At 35.3% G+C, this 18862-nt stretch carries 18 protein-coding genes and 1 riboswitch; of the genes, 16 read left to right on the plus strand and 2 right to left on the minus strand.

Features of this window, described 5'->3' with window-relative positions; genetic code table 11:
- Nucleotides 1–214 precede the first annotated feature (214 nt).
- From EUI_RS0102685 to EUI_RS0102710, 6 genes are all read left to right on the plus strand, one after another.
- Nucleotides 215–1279, plus strand: coding sequence for an AEC family transporter (locus EUI_RS0102685; protein ID WP_010015896.1), 1065 nt, complete (start codon nt 215–217; stop codon nt 1277–1279).
- A gap of 16 nt (nt 1280–1295) precedes the next feature.
- Nucleotides 1296–2303 carry a 2-hydroxyacid dehydrogenase gene (locus tag EUI_RS0102690; RefSeq protein ID WP_010015897.1) on the plus strand — a complete coding sequence of 336 codons (1008 nt, stop codon included), beginning with the start codon at nt 1296–1298 and terminating at the stop codon, nt 2301–2303.
- Nucleotides 2304–2387: 84 nt separating this feature from the next.
- Nucleotides 2388–3995 (plus strand): ATP-binding protein, encoded by a 1608-nt coding sequence (locus tag EUI_RS0102695; protein ID WP_224156786.1) that lies wholly within the window; start codon nt 2388–2390, stop codon nt 3993–3995.
- Nucleotides 3996–4715 carry a response regulator gene (locus tag EUI_RS0102700; RefSeq protein WP_010015900.1) on the plus strand — a complete coding sequence of 240 codons (720 nt, stop codon included), beginning with the start codon at nt 3996–3998 and terminating at the stop codon, nt 4713–4715. It begins immediately after the preceding gene.
- A gap of 78 nt (nt 4716–4793) precedes the next feature.
- Nucleotides 4794–5786, plus strand: coding sequence for a nucleoid-associated protein (locus EUI_RS0102705; protein WP_010015902.1), 993 nt, complete (start codon nt 4794–4796; stop codon nt 5784–5786).
- A 56-nt stretch (nt 5787–5842) separates the two neighbouring features.
- The gene (locus EUI_RS0102710; protein ID WP_010015903.1) at nt 5843–6775 is read left to right on the plus strand and encodes a DUF1810 family protein; all 933 of its coding nucleotides are present in this window, start codon (nt 5843–5845) and stop codon (nt 6773–6775) included.
- Between the two features lie 32 nt (nt 6776–6807).
- Here EUI_RS0102710 and EUI_RS0102715 read toward each other — a convergent pair whose 3' ends face one another.
- Complete coding sequence (locus EUI_RS0102715) at nt 6808–7803, minus strand: ketopantoate reductase family protein (RefSeq protein ID WP_010015905.1); 996 nt, start codon at nt 7801–7803, stop codon at nt 6808–6810.
- Nucleotides 7804–7951: 148 nt separating this feature from the next.
- On the opposite strand from EUI_RS0102715, the gene trpS reads away from it, so the two are divergent.
- Entirely contained in the window at nt 7952–8968 is a 1017-nt protein-coding gene (trpS, locus tag EUI_RS0102720; RefSeq protein ID WP_010015907.1) for a tryptophan--tRNA ligase, read from the plus strand.
- 85 nt (nt 8969–9053) lie between these two features.
- On the opposite strand, the gene EUI_RS0102725 is transcribed toward trpS, so the two are convergent.
- Nucleotides 9054–10220 carry an LCP family protein gene (locus EUI_RS0102725; protein ID WP_010015908.1) on the minus strand — a complete coding sequence of 389 codons (1167 nt, stop codon included), beginning with the start codon at nt 10218–10220 and terminating at the stop codon, nt 9054–9056.
- A gap of 184 nt (nt 10221–10404) precedes the next feature.
- On the opposite strand from EUI_RS0102725, the gene EUI_RS0102730 reads away from it, so the two are divergent.
- The 9 genes from EUI_RS0102730 (at nt 10405) to EUI_RS0102770 (ending at nt 18823) form a co-directional block, all read left to right on the plus strand.
- Nucleotides 10405–11061 carry a hypothetical protein gene (locus tag EUI_RS0102730; RefSeq protein ID WP_010015911.1) on the plus strand — a complete coding sequence of 219 codons (657 nt, stop codon included), beginning with the start codon at nt 10405–10407 and terminating at the stop codon, nt 11059–11061.
- A gap of 17 nt (nt 11062–11078) precedes the next feature.
- A riboswitch (Lysine riboswitch) is annotated at nt 11079–11246 on the plus strand.
- Between the two features lie 81 nt (nt 11247–11327).
- On the plus strand, nt 11328–12767 hold the full coding sequence (locus EUI_RS0102735; RefSeq protein WP_010015913.1) for an amino acid permease: 1440 nt from the start codon (nt 11328–11330) through the stop codon (nt 12765–12767).
- Between the two features lie 184 nt (nt 12768–12951).
- Complete coding sequence (locus tag EUI_RS0102740; RefSeq protein WP_029508501.1) at nt 12952–13173, plus strand: DUF1146 family protein; 222 nt, start codon at nt 12952–12954, stop codon at nt 13171–13173.
- A 100-nt stretch (nt 13174–13273) separates the two neighbouring features.
- Nucleotides 13274–14266, plus strand: a complete 993-nt coding sequence (gene mreB, locus EUI_RS0102745; RefSeq protein WP_010015915.1) for a rod shape-determining protein — start codon at nt 13274–13276, stop codon at nt 14264–14266.
- 1 nt (nt 14267) lies between these two features.
- On the plus strand, nt 14268–14477 hold the full coding sequence (locus EUI_RS0102750; RefSeq protein WP_010015916.1) for a DUF2969 family protein: 210 nt from the start codon (nt 14268–14270) through the stop codon (nt 14475–14477).
- 64 nt (nt 14478–14541) lie between these two features.
- Nucleotides 14542–15762, plus strand: coding sequence for an FtsW/RodA/SpoVE family cell cycle protein (locus tag EUI_RS0102755; protein WP_010015917.1), 1221 nt, complete (start codon nt 14542–14544; stop codon nt 15760–15762).
- On the plus strand, nt 15762–16763 hold the full coding sequence (locus EUI_RS0102760) for a DUF2785 domain-containing protein (protein WP_010015918.1): 1002 nt from the start codon (nt 15762–15764) through the stop codon (nt 16761–16763). The genes EUI_RS0102755 and EUI_RS0102760 overlap by 1 nt, the downstream gene beginning before the upstream one ends.
- Nucleotides 16764–16823: 60 nt before the next feature.
- On the plus strand, nt 16824–17957 hold the full coding sequence (locus EUI_RS0102765) for a D-alanine--D-alanine ligase family protein (RefSeq protein WP_010015920.1): 1134 nt from the start codon (nt 16824–16826) through the stop codon (nt 17955–17957).
- Nucleotides 17957–18823 (plus strand): helix-turn-helix domain-containing protein, encoded by an 867-nt coding sequence (locus EUI_RS0102770; protein WP_010015921.1) that lies wholly within the window; start codon nt 17957–17959, stop codon nt 18821–18823. The genes EUI_RS0102765 and EUI_RS0102770 overlap by 1 nt, the downstream gene beginning before the upstream one ends.
- The last annotated feature ends 39 nt before the right edge of the window (nt 18824–18862 follow it).

An 18862-nucleotide genomic window follows, 5' to 3' on the forward strand; every position in this document is an offset into this window, starting at 1 on the left:
CGTTAGTATATGACGTTTAGTTTTTTTGTGTTATTTTTTGAGAAATAAGCAATACGTTAAAAAGGGCAATGGAAATTGCATGTACGGTTAAAATTAAAAAGTTGTAGTGACATAAGTTACATAAGTTACTTTACTTTCTTTTTGTTAACTAATTCACATAATGAAGTTATTATAGTTATTGAAAAGTACAATAAATTTATTGGAGGTTTTAAAAATGGACTTTTTCAATGCATTGGAGAGGACGTTCACTAATGCTAGTATTGTGAGCGCCATCACATCTACAGTATTTATTATTTTAATTGGCTATTCTATGCGGAAGCGAGAAGTATTTACAGATATGTTTGCTAAAACGTTGACGAAAGTTGTATTAAGCGTTGCATTGCCTGCATTGGCGTTTACATCCTTCATGCAACCAATTGATCCTAAAACGTTGAGTCAAAGTACTAATGTTTTAATCTGGGGAATTGTTATGTATGTTGTGTTAATTTTTGTAATGAACCCATTTTTTGCAATGTACAAAACACAGGGTGATAGACAAATGACTCTAAAAGTACTATCTATTTTTGGATCAACAACTTTTTTTGGGTTGCCTATCGTTGGCGCTGTATGGGGAACTAAAGGAATTCTATATGGTTCAATATTTAACATTGGATATCGTATTTTTCTTTATTCATATGCTTATATTAAGATGTCCGGACTAAAAATGGAGACATCAAATATTAAAAAAATGTTTCTTAATCCTATAGTGATCGCAACCTTTGCTGGTCTTATATTGTGGCTAGTACAGGGTTATATGCCAACTATTACGGTAACTGATTTAACTGGTAAAATGCAAAATGTTGCTTTTTATAGAATTGATTTAACAGCATTGTGGTTAATGAAGCCGTTAACTTATCTATCTGGTTTGGCTTCACCATTAGCTTGGTTGGCAATTGGATCAACATTAGGATCAATTTCATTTACAAAGGCTTTTTCAGATAAAACATCTTGGTATTATACATTTATTAAAATTGTTGTGGTGCCTATCATTAATATTATTTTACTTATGATTCTATCAATGACGCATATTTTGCCAGTTGATCAAACAGCGCTGTCTGTTATTGTGATTATGATGGCAACACCACCAGCTACAGTCGCAGTTTCTTATGCCATTAGTTTTGATCGAGAAGCATTACTTGCGTCAAACACATCTTTGTTGGCAACCTTGGGCGCTGTTGTAATGACGCCAATTTGGATTGTTGTGCTGAATATTATTGCGCATACTGGATTGTTTAATTAGTTAAAAGGAGATAAATATGTTTAGAATAACAGCCTATGGTGTTCGGAAAAACGAAATTGATTATTTTAAAAAATTAAATATCTTTGACTATGAATTAAACTTAATTACTGATAATTTAAAAAAATCAAATATTATTACTGCAAAAGGCTCTGATGGCGTCTTACTACGTGCCAATAATGATGGTTCTGAACCAATATTACGGCAGTTACGTGCTTGGGGTATTAAGTACGTGTTTACACGAACAGTTGGTTATGATCATATTGACTTAAAGGCAGCACAAACATTAGGAATTACTGTAGCACGCGTTCCTTCATATTCACCATATGCGGTAGCCGATTTAGCAATGAATTTGGGTATTACACTCATGAGACGTACTGCTATTGCAACTTCACGTGCAGCAGTAGCTGATTTTAAAGTTGAGCCTGATTTGTTTGGTCGAGAAATTCATGATTTAACAGTCGGCATCATAGGAACTGGTCGTATTGGATTAGCTGAAGCGAAACTGTATAAAGGTATGGGTGCTAAAATTATAGGATATGACATTTATGAGTCGGATACTGCTAAATCAATATTGAAATTTGTTTCACAAGAAGAATTATTATCTATGTCAGATGTAGTTAGTTTACATGTGCCACATTTTCCGGGAAAGAATGATCATTTCTTTGATACTAAGTTAATTAATCAAATGAAACGAGGTGCTATTTTAATTAATACATCTCGCGCAGAAATAACAGATCAATTAGCAATTATAACTGCAATAAAAACTGGGCAACTTGGTGGATTTGGTGCTGATGTTATTTTGCATGAAAAAGAGATATTTGGTCAGCAGTTTGATGATAGTCATCTTTTAAATGACAAGGAAGTGACGTCATTAATTGATTTATATCCTAAAGTGCTATTAACGCCGCATATTGGATCATATACTGAAGAAGCATTGACTGATATGATAAACACTAGCTATCAAAATTTTAATGACATGCTAGTCAAAGGGTCAACAACTAATGATGTCGTCACAGCACTATAAATAATGAGCGTATAAAAGATTCAGGAACGTCTGAATCTTTTTTGTGATATATTCAAGATGATGTATAAACGTGGGGAGTTTGATGTGAAACAAATCAAAAATATACCATTATATGTAATAATTATCGGAATTGTTGTTATGGCAACGGTAATTTCGTTAGGAACAACGGGTATATTATTACAACAAGTTATTGAAAAGAATGAGCGAGAAAACATTAATTTACGGTTAAAAAGTACTGCTCAAATAGCCGCTTCAGAGCCGATAATTATTCGTGGTTTGTCATTAAATGCTTCTAAAAGCGACAAAAATTCTGTACAAATATATGCGCAACGATTGGCAAACACAGCTAATATTGATTTTGTCGTTGTAGTCAATGATGGCTTGTATCGATTGTCTCATCCAAATGACAAACAAATTGGCAAAAAATTTAGTTCGCCACAGGATGCACGTCAAACTTTACAAGGCAAAGCACATTTTTCGACTAAAGTTGGTGTGCTGGGATTGGGTTATCGTTATTTCGACCCTGTATATGATGCAAATCATGATATTATTGGTCTTGTTAGTGTGGGCTTGACAGAAGATACTATTGCACGATCTATAAAAACGGCAAGGCGTCCAATATTTTTTGGATTAATTGTGGGGTTGTTAATTGGTATCGTAGGGGCAATTTTTTTGGCTAAATGGATAAAAAAAATACTATTAGATATGGAACCATATGTTATTGCAAAAAAATTAGTTGAAAAAAATACGATTGAAAATAGCATGATGGAGGGCTTGCTGGCGATAGATGAACAACAAACTATTATTGCAAAAAATATGGCAGCCGATCAATTATTACCAGGGATAGGAAATATTGGTGATCATTTACCAGTTGAAATTTTTCAAACATTTTTTGTGGTGCCAGCAAAAAATAGTGACACTAACCCTAACCGTGTATTGTTTAAAACACGTGCATATCTATACTCTGTGGCACAATTGGTTAGCCCAGCGGTCGGATCACTTTTATTATTTCGTGATATTACAGATTTTAAAGAAATTGTGGCGGAATTAGATGGTACAAAACAGTACGCACAGGCACTAAGAGCGCAGACACATGAATTTATGAATAAATTACAAGCTATTACAGGTCTGATTGAATTAAAAAAATATGATGAAGTGAACAAATTGATACCACAATTAACGAGTGATTATCAACAGAATATAGGGTATATTATGGCGCGTGTTAAAATGCCTGTTATTGTCGGTTTTTTAATTGGCAAAGTAAATTACGCACATGAACATGAAATTATCTTAAATATAGGTGAATCGACTTGTTTACCTAAGCTGGATATTTTGAGAAGAGAAGTAACAAATATTATTAAAATATTAGGGAATATTATTGATAATGCAGTTGACGCATTGTCTGATAGTGATATTGCTCAGAAAAAAATCGATTTATTGTTACGATATGATGATGAGGGAGAGACACTTGTTATTACTATTGAGGATAACGGTGCTGGTATAGCATCTGATCAATTTTCAAACATTTTAACTATTGGTTTTTCTACTAAAGGTCATGGTCGTGGGTTTGGATTAACTACTGTTAATGCAATTATTACGGATCATCAAGGCGTTTTTGATATTCAATCAACATTGAACATTGGAACTAAAGTTTATATTGAATATCCACTAAGAAGTAGGAGGTCTATGTAAATGTCGTATAGTGTTTTAATAGTTGAAGATGATCCTATGGTAGCAGATATTATTAGTCAATTTTTAAATCGATTATCTGATGCTTTATTTGAACCGATAATAGTTGTAGGGTGTATAGAAGATGCTCAGGTAAAAATGAATATGGTAACAATCGATTTATTACTTGTAGATGTATATTTACCTGATGGTAAGGGAACAGACTTTTTAACTGAACTACGAAAAAAACATAACGCAGTGGCTACGATTATGATTACAGCTGCAGATGACCGGGAAACTGTTAGACAGGCAATGATCAATGGCGTTGTAGACTATTTGATAAAGCCATTTCAAATGGAGCGGTTTAATCAAGCAATTCAAAAATTTCTGATGTTAGAAGAGATAGCTTTGGGGAAAGAAAAAATATCACAACAAGATATTAATGAGTACTTTCAGGGTGAGTCACGATTAGAACACTTGGATGTGAGATTACCAAAAGGTATTTCCGATGCGACACTTAAATTAATTATTACGACAATTTGTACCTTTTCTGATGCTTTTTCTAATCATATGCTATCACAAAGCGTTGCTTTATCACGAGTCACTACTAAAAAATATTTAGATTATTTGGTAGAGAATGATTTGCTGCAAGTAAAAATAACGTATCTTGAAGTGGGTAGACCATTAACGCAGTATACGGTAAATAATTTAAAAAGTGACAAATTGCATCACTTAATGCAATGATTTATTTGGAATTTGTATAAAAGAGACGCATGTTGGCATGATATAATAAGAACATTAAATTTAGAGGGTAGACTATTAATGATTATTCAGCATGCCATTTTGCATATTCTAGACACAAATACTGGTAACTTGATTGCTTCTCAAGGTGAAATGTCAGTAACCGACATAGGGGTACATGATTATGTCGAGAAGCTTGTTAATAAAATATATGCTGGTGATGTCAAGACGGGTACAATAACTGGGAATGATTATTTACAAACCATATTGGCAGAGAAAGATTTTCCAAAAATGACCACGGAATTGGCGATGAAATTATTTGAAGTGGTGACAGGAAGTGAAAATATTCAAGCAGGAGATTTATTGAGCTTTCAGGCAACGACTGATGATGGACCAATTTTTGGTATGATAAAATTAAATTTTTCTCCGCGATATGCACATGCGGTCGCGTATATTTCGGACAAAATGATTAATAACTTGGTGTTAAATCAAGCTGTTTTACCTGCGGCAACACAAACAGTAGATGAAGCTATTTTAATTAATATGACGACGAATAAGTATCATTTAATTGAAAAGAAGCATCTCATTGATGGCCATCGGGTGGCATATTTTTCAGAGAAGTTTTTAGATATCATACCTGATGTTTCAATTAAAGAAAATTTGCAAACTATTAAACGAACAATCAAAAACGTTGCTGAAAAGTATGATGATTTGCCGGAGCATGAAGCACTTGCTACAACACAGGCAGCAATTTATGAAGCGTTAGAAGCGGGGAGCATTGACACTGAGGTGATTGCTGAAAAAGTTTTTAATGATAATGAACCGGCAAAATCACTATATAGAGAACAAATTTCAAAAAAAATTGTGGATAAAGAGATACCTGTAGAGAACACAAAAAAATATGAGAAAAAATATCGTGTTCAAAAATTTAAGTTAGATTCAGGTATTGAAATTTCTATTCCGATGGCTATTTATCAAGACAAAACTAAAGTTGAATTTGTTAACCAGTCTAATGGGACGACATCGTTAATCATTAAAGATATTGAAACGGTATTGAATAAGTTTACGGTTTAATCGTTTAATTGATATAATTAAAGATAATAACATGATGAAAGGAATATATTGAGAATATGCCATATAAAGATTCTTATGTTGCTAAAATACGTAAAATTATTGGTCATAATTTTGAACTCGTTATGCCAACAACTGATGTTGTGATTGAAAATAAAAAAGGCGAGTTATTGATGATATATAATCGTGATTTTGCCGGGTGGGCTTTTCCAGGTGGTTATATTGAACCTGAGATGGCATGGCAAGAAAATGCAGCGCGTGAGGTCCTTGAAGAAGCTGGTATACACGCGGATCCTGATAAACTCAAGTTAATGGGGACAATATCTGGACGCAATTTTGTTGCGCATTATCCAAATGGTGACACTGCTAAGCTTTATACAAATGTTTTTCTACTAAATGACTGGCTTTTCGAAGACGGTGCCGTGGACGAAACAGAAATAGATGCGAAAAAATGGGTTTCACCGCAAACAATTGATCATATGCATCTTACTTTTTCTGGTCAAGCAGTTTATCGTATGTATCGTCAGTATAAAAAAACAAATAGTGTGCAAGTACTGACACTAAATAGTGAGTTACAAAGGTTTATAGATGCTCAAAATGGTGAAATAGTAGGCGTTAACAGTTATGAAGATGCATTAATTGAACTTGAAAATGGTCAGAAAAAAACACACTGGATGTGGTTTGTTCTGCCACAACTCAGTGATCTGGGGCGTAGTGAACGGGCGATTTATTATGGTATCCATGATCAAAAAGAAGCATATGCATATTTGAATGATGCAACATTAAAAGAACGTTTGGAAAAAATTATTACCATAGCACTTGCCTTAGAAACGAATGATCCAGTAGTGGTGTTTGGTGCAATTGATGCTGAAAAATTTCAAGCAAGTTTGACGTTATTCAGTCAAATTAGCAGCTCAAAGCTTTATAAACAAGCGTTAGCTAAATATTTTAATGGTCAGAAACATGTCAAAACACTAGCATTATTGCAGTAAAAAAGCATGCCACATTGTGGCATGCTTTTTGATTATACACCAGTATAATCAGGTGCGAGTTTATTTACAGGTGGTGTGAATTTACGCATAGATTCAGCAAGATGTACAAAGTTTGTCACCAAATGATGGTTTGGTGCTTGGGTACCATTTTTATCTGCCAGATTAGCAATCCAACCGTTGATATAATCAACTTCTGTGGGTCGGCCCTTAACAAAATCTTGATACATCGAGGGGAAGTGAAGGGGGTTTGATACGTTGGATACATAATCAACTTGATCAACCATATCATCGCGTGTTTCAATCAATTCAATGCCAGAAGCTTCAGCAGCATCATAAGCTTCGTTAATGAGGGGACGTGCGATGCCTTCTAAAAAGCCATCATAAGCCATGAGTTGACCCATACGTGACTGAAACATAGTGGCAATAGAATTTTCAACAGCATTGAAGAAGACCTTAGTTAATAAAGTACCCATGAAATTTTCTGTATAAGATGGATTTAAATGGGCAGCTTTAAAGTCAGTTTGTAATGCAGTCATTGTTTCTGAGGGTTTCTCAGTAAGATTGGCATAGACAGACGAACCAGCACCCTCATCGCCCATAAAATCAACGTCACCAAAATCATTTAATATTGTAGCAATCATAGCTGTGCCACCAATAATATGGTCGTCATCAAAATAGTTTTGTAACTTTTCGATGTGGCCCATTCCATTCATCGCACCCAGGGCAGTTTGATTAGATTTGAATTTTGGTGCTAAACGATCTAAAGCATCCTGTAATTGCATTTGTTTCATAAAGAATATCCAAACATCTGGCGTACCCTCATATGATTCTGGTGAGAAAATGTTAATTTTTATTTCATGACGTTCCTTGTGATCACGTGATTTCCACACTTTATGACCTTGAGTAATTATTTTATCAAGGCTAGCTTGTGTTGGCTCAATAAAATCTACTGGAACACCTGCATTTTCTTGAAGTAATATACCATATCGCAACCCCATAGCACCCGCACCAACTATTGCATATTTCATATATTAGATTCTCCTTTTCGGTTATTAATGGTATAATTCTAATCTTTTTCACATTATAAGTCAACCTTAATCTAATTTTTTTAACTAGGAAGTTATTGTGATATATCGTATAATATATTTTATAAGTTGCAAGTAAAGGAAGTTTGATATGTCTAAAGAAATTTATTTAACAGGTGACCGGCCAACAGGTAAGTTACATATTGGTCACTATATTGGATCATTAAAAAATCGTGTAAAAATGCAAAATTCAGGTCAATACGACCCATTTGTGATGATTGCGGATACACAAGCTTTTACAGACAATGCAAGGAATCCAGAAAAAATTCATCAAGCGTTAACAGAAGTGGCTTTAGATTATTTGGCTGTTGGTATTGATCCGAAAAAAACAACTATATTTGTTCAATCACAAATTAAAGGTTTATTTGAATTGACAGAGTATTTTATGAATTTAGTTTCTGTTGCGAGATTACAGCGGAATCCAACTGTGAAAGCTGAAATTTCACAAAAAGGTTTTGGGGAGGGTATTCCAGCAGGATTTTTAACTTATCCTGTGTCACAAGCAGCTGACATTGCTATTTTCCGTGCAACCAAAGTGCCAGTTGGGGATGATCAAGAACCAATGTTAGAACAGACACGTGAGTTAGTACGTTCGTTTAATCATGCGTATCATTCTGATGTTTTGGTTGAACCTGTTGGTGTATTTCCGCCGAAAGGTCAAGGCCGTTTACCAGGTATTGACGGTAATGCAAAAATGTCTAAATCACTAGGAAATGGTATTTATATTTCAGATGATACGGATACGATGGCAAAAAAAGTGAAAGCAATGTACACGGATCCACTGCATATTAACATTTCCGATCCAGGTCATGTTGAAGGTAATATTGTTTTTACTTATTTAGACATCTTTGACACTGATAAGCAACGTGTGCAGGATTTAAAAGATCAGTACACAGCTGGCGGTTTAGGGGATATGAAACTTAAAAAGCATCTCATTGAAGTTATGGAAGCTGAAATGGCACCAATTCGAGTACGTCGTCAAGAGTATGCGCAAGACATACCTGCTGTTTTGCGTATGTTACAAGAGGGTTCTAATCGTGCTAATGTTATTGCAGAAGAAACGATGAAAGATGTTCGCCATGCAATGGGGATAGATTATTTTGGATAGTAATTAATTCAAAAAATAGCGCACAACGAAACTGTCGTTGTGCGCTATTTTTAAATTGATGCGTGGTTATTATCGTGTACCTGTATCATTTGTCACTAGCACTTGTTGCAGTACTGTTGTCTCCAATTGGACGTAAAGATGTAGCCGTTGTTGATAATTCAGCAGGTATCTCACCACCATATGGTCGGCCAGTTTGTTTGTGTTTTAAGCCCAAAGCTTCACGTATGAAGTTAGTTGTACGTTGTTTTTCTTTTTGAGGGATAACTTCATAAGATACGTTATTGCCTTCAGAATCAGGGTAACTTGTGCTAACACCCTGCATATGTTCGGTGATAATATTATTTTTAGCTTTGATGTATTTGCTAGCCATTGTTGTCATATCGCCAAAAGTTAAATCAGTGCGAACATTACTTGAGATAGTGGACATGAATTTTTCGTTTAATAATGTTGAGACATTGGCAGATTTTTTTATTAAACCTTCCAAGACGATACGTTGACGTTTTTGACGACCATAGTCGCCCTCAGGATCATCATAACGCATACGAGAAAAGGCCAATGCAGCATCACCGTTCATCTTTGTTTTTGATTTAGACCAAGTTTGACCATTATCATCAGAATGTTCATATTTGTTACTGTTCTTATGAAATCTGTAAAGATTAGGACCATAATCGTGTGCAGTTTCTTGGCTATACGTGAAATCAATTGGTGAATCAACTGAAATACCACCAACTTGATTCACCATGTTGGCTAAGCCCCCCATGTTGACCAAAGCATAAAAATCAATTGGAATGTTTAGAAACGCTTCCACGGTTTTAATTGAAGTTGCTGTTGATCCATAGGCGTAAGCTGCGTTAAGTTTTTGAGGGAAAGTATCCTCATATCCGACAATAGATACCATTGCGTCACGAGGTAAAGAAACCATGGTTGTCTGTTTCGTTTTTGGGTTGATTAAGAGCAACATCATCGAATCCGTACGGCCACGATATGTTCGTCCAAGTTCACCAGTATCTGTACCATACAATAAAATTGAAATAGGATGGCCACTTTTAATCACATTAGAGACATTACGAGATTTAGTTAAACCAGCGCCAGCATAAGATTTGTCAACAACGCCTTTTGTGCTATTGATTGTTCGCCATATGAAGAAGCTAACAACAATTAATAGTACCGTCATTAAAAAAAGAATACTATTACGCAATTTGTGACTGGGACTTTGATGACGATTTAAACGTGAGTTTGGTTTAGGTTCCATGATGGAAGCTCTCCTGATAGTTAGTATTGCGCAATTAGTGTATTTTAATTAAAAATCACATATTATCATGATACTAGACAAAGATAAAGGCAATATTAAATTATAACAAAAATTAACAATTTAAAAGACAACATTGTATATAATGGTACAATTATCGTGGTAAATAAACAAGAGAGTTAATAGAATGTTAATACAGCCTGATAAACTAAGAAAATTACTAATACTTATCTTTTGTGCACTATTTTTATTTTTGGCAATTCAAGTCAGATTTGATATGCTATTTATGCATGTTATCGATAATGGTGCATCTTTGGTCATTAAAAATTTAATACCACGTGGTGTACAAAATTGGATAAGTCTCGGTGGTTTATTTGCTCATTATTGGATTTTGGTGCCAGCTATGGTGCTTGTATCCAGTTTACTTTATTTTATGAATTATAAAATTGCTATGTGGTGGTTTATTGTCACACAAGTATTGTCAATGCTGCTAGCGTTGACAATATCATTTATTCTACAAATCCATTGGGTATCAGGGCCCAAGCTTGGGCCAACCATACCTAATATATTGTTAGTATGGTGGTTACAATTATTAGCCATTGTAGTTGTGATTATTATGCCACGTTTTGTTAAAAATCGGCGGATGCGCCAAGGATTAACAATGTTTGCTATTATTTTTTGGTGGCTAATGTTAATGGTCTGTATACAACGTAATGACATGCCATTTTCAAGCGGTCTAGGATCATTATTTTTTGGCTATTTTTGGTGGCAATTGAGTGAATATCAATATCGAAAACGGGCAAAACATTGGCGACACGTACTAGAAATTGACACTTTAATTTAAAAATGATATGATATTCAAGTTATCAAAGAGGTTGCAGCCAACATGAGTCACGTGAATGAGTCCGCCAAGGATGTTGAATTGACGTAAAAGGGACGGTTGCCGAAGTATGATTCTTGGCAGAATAATACTGGGCTGACAATTAATAATTGTTAGACTGTCACGCAACGTGATGTGCTTTGAAAAGTTGATTAAACAATGACTTTTTGAACCTCTTTCTATGTATTTAGAAAGGGGCTTTTTATTTGCCCCAACTAGGGAGATTTTTTATGAGTGAGCAACAAGATGGTATGAAACGTAATTTGAAAACACGCCATGTATCTATGATAGCTTTAGGTGGTTCAATTGGTACAGGACTTTTTGTTGCTTCTGGTGCTACAGTGGCTCAGGCAGGACCTTTTGGTGCAATTGTGGCTTATCTGGCTATCGGTGTCATGGTCTATTTTTTAATGACAAGTTTGGGTGAAATGGCAACTTACGCGCCGACTTCAGGATCCTTTTCTGATTATGCTGGTAAATACGTTGATCCGGCATTGGGTTTTGCTATGGGGTGGAATTACTGGTTTAACTGGGCAATTACATTAGCTGTCGATATTGTAGCGGTTGGATTGGTATCGAAATTTTGGTTTCCTGATGTACCAGGTTGGATTTTTTCAGCCGTTGCCTTAGTATTCATTTTTTTAATTAATTTATTTTCAGTAGGCGCGTTTGGTGAAGCAGAATTCTGGCTATCAATGATTAAAGTGATCACAATTATCGCCTTTCTTATTGTTGGATTGGCAACGATTTTTGGTGTCATTCATTCTGATGTGAACGTTATGAAAAACTTATCTGTTGGGAATCATGGTTTTGTTGGCGGACCACAAGCTATTTTGTCAGTTTTCGTAGTTGCTGGTTTTTCATTTCAAGGAACAGAATTGATTGGTATTACTGCCGGTGAGGCAGAAAACCCTGACAAATCAGTGCCAAAAGCAATCAATCAAGTATTTTGGCGTATTTTATTGTTCTATATTTTAGCAATTTTTGTTATTTCAGCTTTAGTGTATTACCGTGATCCACGCTTGCTAAGTTCGTCTACAGAAAACATTGCTGTATCACCATTTACAATTGTTTTTAAAAATGCAGGTATTGCTTTTGCTGCAAGTTTAATGAACGCAGTTATCTTAACATCAATTGTTTCATCAGCAAATTCCGGTTCTTACGCGTCAACACGTATGCTTTACGCTATGGCACGTAAAGGGGAAGCACCTAAAATATTTGCTAAGTTATCAAAACGTGGGGTGCCGGTTGCAGCGTTGATTTTAACAACTGTTATTGGCTTATTAGCTTTTATTTCTAATACCAAAGGCGGATCGGTAGCCTACACATGGTTAGTGAATGCTTCAGGTTTGACAGGATTTATCGCTTGGGTTGGGATTGCAATTTCGCATTATCGTTTCCGGCGAGCGTATATTGCTCAAGGTAAAAAATTGAGTGATCTAAAATATAAAGCTAAATGGTTTCCTTTTGGCCCAATATTTGCTTTGATTATTTCGATGGGCGTGATTATTGGTCAAGATCCTGCAAGTTTCACAAATTTAAATTGGGAAAAAATAGGCGTGACATATTTATCGGTACCACTATTTATTATTTTATTTGTGACCTATAAAATTCGTTATAAAACAAAAAAAATTAAATTGGAAGATGTTGATTTGACAAAACATCGATAAAGAAGGTGTATGAGTTAAAAGAGCTTATATGCTTTTTTTATTAGAAAATGCATAAAAATGTACAGGATAAGTTACAAAAAGCACGAACTTATTGATATAATAAAACCACGACATTGTCTAAACACAAGTGTTTTAAAAGTTAAACTTAAAAAATTGATAATAATCAAGAAAGATCGATAATACCATGAGTCCAATATTTATGTTGAGTATCAACATACTTGCAGTCTATTTTGTTTTTTGGCTGATAAGACCGATAAATTTTGCAAAATTTATGCCATACACGCCTACACAAGCGATGTTTTTGAAGATTGTCATGGCAATTGTTGTTGGTTATTTGTTATCAAGTTTTTTTATTTCAATGACGAACTGGATACTAGAAATGCCAAGCGCAGTGTTTGGAAAGTAGTCCAAAAGCATCTCATAATTATGGTATAATTGATTAGATTATATAGACAAGTCGGTACGTATGTGCTCATTTATGAAAATAATAAATTTGGAGATTAAACATGGCAAAAGATATTGGCATTGATTTGGGAACAGCCAACGTTCTCATTTATGTAGAAGGCAAGGGTATTGTATTAAATGAGCCATCAGTGGTGGCAGTTGATGACAAGACAGACCGTGTGTTAGCTGTTGGTTCAGAAGCTTATCGTATGGTAGGGCGTACACCAGGAAATATTCGTGCCGTGCGGCCTTTAAAAGATGGCGTTATTTCGGACTTTGACGTGACGGAAGCGATGCTGACATATTTTGTGGATAAACTCAATGTGAAGGGCTTTATGTCAAAGCCAAATATCATGATTTGTGCACCAACTAATATTACTGAAATTGAACGTAAAGCTATTATTCAAGCCGCTGAAAAAGCCGGTGGAGCCAAAGTATATTTGGAATATGAACCAAAGGTTGCAGCAGTTGGTGCAGGATTAGATATTTTTAAACCAATTGGATCAATGGTTATTGATATGGGTGGTGGCACGTCGGATATTGCCGTATTGTCATTGGGGGATATTGTTGTTTCTGAGTCAATTCGTGTGGCTGGTGACAAAATGAACTTTGATATTGTTGCTTACCTAAAAAAACATCATAACTTAATTGTTGGTGAACGTACAGCAGAAACAATTAAAATTCAAATTGGCTCTGCTTTGCCTGTTGATGAACCTTTGACTATGGAAGTTCGTGGCCGTGATAATTTCGAAGGCATGCCAAAGACGATTACAATTCACTCTAATGAGGTAGAAGAAGCGCTACATGACACACTACAACAGATTGTTCGCGCAGCACATTCAGTTTTGTCAAAACTCCCCCCAGAATTAGCAGCAGATATTATTGATCGTGGGATTATGCTAACAGGCGGTGGTGCACTTCTTCATGGCATGGATCAATTACTGGCTGATGCGTTAGAAGTGCCGGTCGTTGTTTCTGATTCACCACTCGATAATGTTGCCAAAGGGGCAGGCGCCTTACTTGAACACATGAAATCGAATCGTAAAGGGTTATAAAATGCGGAAAAAGAATCAAAATTTTAGTGTAGACCTCGTAGTTGTGAAAGATCAAACACAAGTGATGATCGATAGTAAACAAGTTGGTTATATCGAAAAAGCAGACCGCGGTTTTGTGGGCTATTTTGGACAACAAGCAGTGATTAATCAAGCTAAGACACAAGATGAGGCTTTACAGGCTATTCTAGCCAGTTTTAACTTATATCAATAATATAATGACAGAAGCCCTTATCATATTTATGATGAGGGCTTGTACATAGACGAGGAACACCAACATGCAGCATACGCCATCACGACAAATGAGTAGCCGTACATCCGGTTCAGAACTAGACTGGGGTATTATTTTAGCGCTATTATTATTTATGATCATTGGATTGAGCTCTATTTTTCAAGCAGCACTTCATTCTCAGTATGGGACTATGCAAATGGCTTTACGAACAACCATTGTGCAGGGTGTTTTTTGGATAATTGGAACATTGATTATTATATTCCTATTACGTTTCGATGCCTCTCAACTTTGGCGCTTGGCACCGCTGGCCTATGGATTGGGCATATTTTTATTGGTTGCTGTTTTAATCCTATATGATAAGCAAATGGCAAATTTAACAGGAGCTAAATCCTGGTTTGTTTTGGGACCTATTTCATTTCAACCATCTGAAGTTGTTAAACCAGCATTTATTTTAATGTTGAGTCGAGTTGTTGCACAGCATAATCGATTATATGAACATCATACAACACGATCGGACGGACTTTTGTTAGGAAAAATGGCACTTTGGTTTTTGCCAATTGCTGTGCTAATTGCCTTGCAAAACGATTTGGGTACATTGCTAGTATTTATTGCCATATTCGGAGGCGTTGCTTTGGTTTCTGGCATTACGTGGCGGATTTTAGCACCTGTGATTGGTATCGTAGCAACGATTGGTGTGACATTATTAGCACTTGTGACCTCAACTACTGGGAAAATGATTCTTGATTCATTAGGATTTAAGTTATACCAATTTGATCGTATTCAAACTTGGTTACATCCGGATCAATATACATCAGCATCAGGGTACCAAACATTTCAAAGTTTAAAGGCAATTGGATCTGGCCAACTAACTGGTAATGGTTTTGGCAATTTAAAAGTTTATGTGCCAGTTCGAGAATCTGATATGATTTTTTCAGTTATTGGCGAAAGTTTTGGCTTTATTGGTGGAACAATATTAATTGCTTTGTATTTTGGCTTAATTTATAGATTAATACGAGCGACATTTAAAGCACAAAACGCTTTTTATGCCTATATTGCAACTGGTGTTGTCATGATGGTTTTGTTCCACGTTTTTGAAAATATTGGGATGAGTATTGGTTTGCTACCGTTAACTGGTATCCCATTACCATTTATATCTCAAGGTGGCTCGTCGTTACTTGGCAATTTAATTGGGGTTGGCTTAATTCTGACAATTGGTTATCAGCAACAAAACGACACTTTTAAAGAAGCAACAGGGTTTTCAATTTAATGAGTGAATTAAGAGAAATCAAGAGAAAGTTTAGTATCTTACGTCAAAAGACACGCAATGGTGATATATTTCAATCATTAGGTCCGATAATATCAGAAAATTTGATGACGTTATCATCTCAAAGCGTTACGCCAGTTGTATTACCTGAAAATGGTGAACATGTGTTGGAGCGATTTCAAACATATGATCATCAGTTAGATATCCGAACTGAGGATGAGTTAAATAACATAAAATTAACGACAATTTTTGATGAAGATATAGAATTAGCTATCACACAACTAGCTAATCCATCACCAAAATATCGTGATACAGGTGCTTTTTTGTTTCTAAGTGATATAATACAAAATGAGTTAATTTCTGAAGATCAACTTCGTTGGTTAACGCAACGTCTGGTGTCAGATGAACAATTGTTTTCGCATATTTTAGAGCCAGAAAATGATGGTATTTATGGTCGGTCGTTCAGTGTATTAGTGTTATCGTTATTGCTCTTTAAACAACGAACTAAAATACACTTTATGTCTGCAGACCAAATAGATCTTATTATTAATCAAATGGCGTTATATGTGGCTCTTGAACGTGATACACGAGGATATATTGGTACAAATGGTTGGGCACATGCATTCACGCATATTGGAAATGTATTGGCTGAAATGTTTATGATGCCACAACTTATGCGCGCAGATAAATTATTTTTGTTGGCAAGCATGTTGGCTGGTTACCGTGAATTGAAGCAACCGTTAATGATGGGTGAAACAGAGCGGTTAGTTGAAGTTGTCATATATGCGGCTAATGCCCATGAACTGTATGCTGATTATGTCCTATTAACATTAAAATTATGGCGAAAAGATCTTGTCACACATCGTGATTTAAAAACAGAAGCACAATGGCATCAATTATATAATAGGTCACGTTTTTTTCACGAAATTATTTTGCGTGGTTCACAAAACGTACCAAAAAAATTGTATGATTATGCAGAGCAAACAAAAGATTACTTAACTTAAAAGAGTATGTTAAGCAATATTACCTCATTTTTGATATAATAAAATTCGGAGTAAAATATAATGACTAAAAAACATGTTGCTTTATTATTTGGTGGTAATTCATCAGAACACGATGTATCAAAACGTTCAGCTCAAAATTTTTATGATGCAATTAAAGCAACCGGGAAATATCAAATAACGGTCTTTGCAATTGCACAAAATGGTTACTTTTTAGATCCAGAAAGTTCAAAACGTGTACTGGCTTTAGAGGATGAGCAACCAATTGTTGATGCCTACATGGCAAAAATTGATACAACTGATCCATTGGCTCGTATCCGTGCATTAAGTGAAGGTGGCGATTTCGATATCTTTTTCCCAGTTGTACATGGTAATTTAGGTGAGGATGGAACGTTACAAGGATTGTTTAAATTATTGAATAAACCTTATGTCGGTGCACCATTGCGTGGTCATGCAGTGAGTTTTGATAAAGCTATGACCAAGGAATTATTAACGGTCAACAAGATTCGTAATACAAAATATGTCGTTCTCGATCCTAAGACGGCTAAAGACTGGACTTGGGAAAAAGTTATCGCAGAACTTGGTGATATTGTTTTTGTCAAAGCAGCTAACCAAGGATCCTCTGTTGGTATTTCTCGTGCTAAAACTGCAGTTGAATTTGAAGCGGCTCTGGCAGATTCGTTTCAGTATGACTATAAAGTTTTAGTTGAACAAGCTGTCAAAGGATCGCGAGAACTGGAAGTTGGTGTGATTGGTAACGAAGAACCAATTGTGTCGGAAATTGGTGCTCATACATTACCAAATCAAGGTTCTGGTGATGCATGGTATGATTACAATAATAAATTTGTCGATAATTCAGATGTGCTTTTTGAAATCCCTGCGAAATTACCAGAATCTGTAACAAATGAAGTGAAAAGTATGGCTATAGAAGCCTATAAAGTTCTGAATTTACGAGGTGAGGCAAGGATGGATTTCTTGTTAGATGAAAACAATGTGCCATATCTAGGTGAGCCAAATACATTACCTGGTTTTACAAATATGTCGTTGTTTAAACGACTGTGGGATTATTCAGATATTGATAATGTAAAACTTGTAGATATGTTAATAACATATGGTTTTACAGAATTTGAAAAAAATGCGCAATTAAGTTATCAGTTTGTTACTTTGGGTGAAGAAAAGATAGGGAAGTTTAATTAATGGTAAAAAATAGTAGAAAAGACAGTTTTGATGGTAAAGCCATTCGTGCTGCACGTAAAAAAATGCGTTTATCGCAAGTTGAATTAGCAGAAGGTATCACAACACAAGCCACAATTTCTTTAGTTGAAAACCAAAATCGTGTGCCTAATGCTGATGTATTGTTGGCTATATTAGACCGCTTGAATTTGGAAATTTCAGAATTTGTATCTGGTGATTTTTTAACGCAAAAAGCTAAAGAACTATTAGGAAAAGTTGTATTGCAAATGAAGCATGATGCTTTAGCTGAGTTCTCAGAATTTGAAAAAGCATTGAGTCAAAATGCACCTACAATTCAAGCCTATTATATTTTAAAGGCAACTGATGAATGCTACAATAAAAAGGATTTTGCGAAAGTAATCTATTACGCTAGCTTAGCGGTAGATAAAAAAACGCCATCATTGGGAGATTTTTATTCGTTTTATGCTTATCGACAAATGGGAACAAACTATTATTTACAAGGTGATATTGAAAGTGCTAAGGAAAAGTTTAACCTAGCCTATGAACTTGAGCCTAATTTGTTAACGGCAAACGAATTAGAATTTCATGGCGCACTACAAGGTCGTCAGTACTATGCCGAATTTTTGATTGAACAAAATGAATTAGATAAGGCAGCGCAAATATTAGAAGAAGGTTTATTGGCATTGCGCAAGCGTGTTGATCTGTTCTGGGTTCCGGATTTGAGTGAGATGTTGGCTAATGTTGAGAAAAAACGGGGCAACGATCTTTCTGCTAAGCAACACTTACATTATGCTAGAATTGCAGCTTTCTTATCAAATCGTAAAACAGCAGAAGAACGCTTGTCAGCTTTAGATACTGTTGAATTTTAATTAAAACTATCAATATATTAAAAAGTCGCCAACTTCATA

Source organism: Leuconostoc gelidum subsp. gelidum KCTC 3527 (genome assembly GCF_000166715.1).
GTDB lineage: Bacteria > Bacillota > Bacilli > Lactobacillales > Lactobacillaceae > Leuconostoc > Leuconostoc gelidum.